The 1,817-nt window shown below is 61.2% G+C and carries 2 protein-coding genes and 1 pseudogene; 2 read left to right on the top strand and 1 reads right to left on the bottom strand.

Features of this window, described 5'->3' with window-relative positions; translation table 11 throughout:
* Positions 1-695: FIST N-terminal domain-containing protein (locus EN984_RS33280; RefSeq protein WP_281057367.1), on the bottom strand; the 695-nt coding region annotated here is incomplete at its 3' end.
* 264 nt (positions 696-959) lie between these two features.
* Between EN984_RS33280 and EN984_RS33275 the strand changes: the two genes are divergently transcribed.
* Together EN984_RS33275 and EN984_RS33270 are read left to right on the top strand one after the other, a co-directional pair.
* Positions 960-1,457, top strand: coding sequence for a (2Fe-2S)-binding protein (locus EN984_RS33275; RefSeq protein WP_127272058.1), 498 nt, complete (start codon positions 960-962; stop codon positions 1,455-1,457).
* A gap of 122 nt (positions 1,458-1,579) precedes the next feature.
* Positions 1,580-1,817, top strand: a pseudogene (locus tag EN984_RS33270) (xanthine dehydrogenase family protein molybdopterin-binding subunit); the annotation flags it as partial.

Genomic DNA, 1,817 nt, shown 5'->3' with positions numbered 1-1,817 from the left:
GGATCGGAAGCCGTCACCACCAGTTTTTCATCGGTGGGAACGAAATTGTCGGTCTTGAAGACATGGAAGGGAATTTCGGTCGATATCAGCACGATGATGGCGCTGTCGGAGGTGACCTTGCCGTTCGAGATCAGGCGCGTCGTCTCGAATTTCAGATCGTCGCCGGCGGAGCCGTCAAGCAGCGGAATGTCGTCGAGGCCCCAGTGGATGGCTGAACTCACCGCTTCTTCGGCATAAGAGAGCCCGTCGATGAAGCAGAGCGCGAAAGTGCCTTTGGTCCGATCGCAACCAGGGCGCGCGCGCAGCGATCGCCGCAGGGTCTCCACCTCGCCGGTGATCCTGTCCATACCCGACGAGGACAGATTTTCGACCATCACGCTGACGGCGGTGAACGCGGTGGACGGAAGCAGCATGGCCAGCACATGGCCATCCTCGAGACCTTGCGGCGTGATCTCGCCGGCAGTCGAACAGCCGGCGTGGTGGAGCGCCGGTGCGTGGGTCATGAGCGCCTGGGAAAGGGCGCTGGCTTCGACCAGGCTCTGGGAAAAGAACAGCAGGGCAAAGCCTGCGTCGATGGCGGCTGCTTCCAGTGCGATCGCCTTGGCGAACGCCTCCATGTCGGGCTCGTCCGTAGTGAGCGCCGACAGGCCGCATGCATAGCGCGTCTGTGAATTGGCCAGCGATGTTCTCCGCATTTCCTCCGACGCTTTTTTGTGCGCGGCTGTTTTTAAATGCTTCTGGCGCGCGGGCGTCGACCGACATTGTTGCCTTCAATCGGCGGTTTGGCAATGGGGCCACCGGCACCGCATGTTTGGGCGCGGCCATGACCGAAAGTACAATGTTCCGCGTTTGCGACGTGCTGTTTTTTGTCCGATGTGCGGTGTACGAATAATGCACCACCGAAGCGCGAATACCGCGTCGGCAGCGTGGATACCAAGGTTGATACCCAGGGAGGGACCATGTCGGACGTTTCGTTGATGGTGAACGGAAAGCGGGTCAGCGGTGCTGCCGAGGACCGAACACTTCTGGTTCACTTCCTGCGGGAAAATCTCGGCCTTACCGGCACGCATGTCGGTTGCGACACCTCGCAATGCGGTGCCTGCGTCGTCCACGTCGATGGCAAGGCGGTCAAATCCTGTACGATGCTCGCGGTGCAGGCCTCCGGCTCCACCGTGCTGACGATCGAGGGCCTGGCCAATGGCGCCGACCTGCATCCGGTGCAGGCCGCCTTCAAGGAACATCACGGGCTGCAATGCGGCTTCTGCACGCCGGGCATGATCATGACGGCGACCGACATGATCAGCCGCCACCCCGAAGGGCTCGACGAGGCGACGGTGCGTGCCGAGCTCGACGGCAACATCTGCCGCTGCACCGGCTACCACAACATCGTCAAGGCGATCCTCGCCGCATCGACGACGATGAAGGGGTCCAAGGGTAAGGCGAGACAAGCTGCTTAGGCAAGGGAATAAGGGAGTAGGGCAGTAGGGGAGTAGGGCAAAAAGGCCAACGCAACGAGGCCCTTTTTCCCTAGTCCCTTACTCCCTACTGCCCTACTCCCATAATTCCGGAGGAATTTCTGATGGGCATTGAAGGTGTTGGCGCTCGGGTCGCGCGCAAGGAAGACAAACGGTTCATCACGGGCGCCGGCCGCTATGTCGACGACATGGTGGTTCCCGGCATGAAGCACGCCGCCTTTGTGCGCAGTCCGCACGCGCATGCGCAGATCAAGAAGATCGATGTGAAGAAGGCCCAAGGCATGCCCGGCGTCATCGGCGTGCTGACCGGCAAGGAACTCAAGGCCGACGGCATCGGCAATC

The sequence above is a fragment of the Mesorhizobium sp. M7A.F.Ca.CA.004.12.1.1 genome (assembly GCF_003997835.1).
Classification (GTDB): domain Bacteria; phylum Pseudomonadota; class Alphaproteobacteria; order Rhizobiales; family Rhizobiaceae; genus Mesorhizobium.
The sequence above is the reverse complement of the archived record's forward strand: the minus strand, read 5'-3'. Positions and strand labels throughout refer to the sequence as shown.

Excerpts from the sequence above, each read along its gene's own strand:
- EN984_RS33275 (WP_127272058.1), top strand. The coding sequence starts at position 960 with ATGTCGGACGTTTCGTTGATGGTGAACGGAAAGCGGGTCAGCGGTGCT.